Origin of the sequence: Mesorhizobium sp. M3A.F.Ca.ET.175.01.1.1, assembly GCF_004791945.1 — a bacterium.
Classification (GTDB): domain Bacteria; phylum Pseudomonadota; class Alphaproteobacteria; order Rhizobiales; family Rhizobiaceae; genus Mesorhizobium.
On record NZ_SRTP01000278.1, the window covers coordinates 1 to 313 of the forward strand.

Annotated in this window: 1 pseudogene; it reads right to left on the reverse strand. The window is 59.4% G+C overall.

The annotated features are described in order from the left end of the window. Positions 1-97 precede the first annotated feature (97 nt). Positions 98-313: pseudogene (locus EN818_RS31640) on the reverse strand (IS481 family transposase); the annotation flags it as partial.

Consider the following 313-nt stretch of genomic DNA (forward strand, 5'->3'; position numbering starts at 1 on the left):
GCCTGGTTCGACGACTTGACCAACGTCACGCAGCAAGGGCATGCTGACGAACAGAGAGACCTTGACTGCAGGCTCCATTTCGTTCCGCGCTTAGGACGTTGTCGGTGAGGACGGCGTGGATCTTGTAGGGAACGGCCGCGATCAGGCGCAGCAGGAAGTCTCTCGATATGGCGGTGGTGGCCGTTTCCACGAAGGGGAACTTCGAGGTGCGATCAATGGCGACGAACATGTGCAGCTTGCCCTTTTCGGTGCGCACCTCGGCGCCGTCGATGTGGAAGTAGCCGCTCGGATGGCTCTTGAACTTCTTCTTCGC